The organism is Halomonas sp. ND22Bw (genome assembly GCF_003011945.1).
Classification (GTDB): Bacteria; Pseudomonadota; Gammaproteobacteria; order Pseudomonadales; family Halomonadaceae; genus Halomonas; species Halomonas halophila.
Window position 1 is genome coordinate 1 of record NZ_PXWD01001891.1, and the last position, 231, is coordinate 231.

The following is a 231-nucleotide window of genomic DNA, read 5'->3' on the forward strand; positions in this document are numbered from 1 at the left end:
TGGGCCAGCATGCACGTCTTCGCCCGTTCGATGCGGGAGAGCGCGACCCTGCGGGCGACGCAGGACGAGGCCGCCGGCCTCGCCTCCAGCCGCCGCCGCTCCGAGCGGACGGAACTCGCCGACCGCTTCCAGGGCAGCGTCGGCGCCCTCGTCGGCGACCTCTCGGACGCCGCCGCCGCCATGGAGGAGACCGCCCGCTCCATGTCGGCCCAGGCCGAGCGCACCAACCGG

Annotated in this window: 1 protein-coding gene; it reads left to right on the forward strand. The window is 76.2% G+C overall.

All coding sequences use genetic code 11. From position 1 onward, the window contains the following. The coding region (locus tag CVH10_RS24845) for a hypothetical protein (protein WP_219925132.1) at positions 1–231 on the forward strand (231 nt) is incomplete at both ends.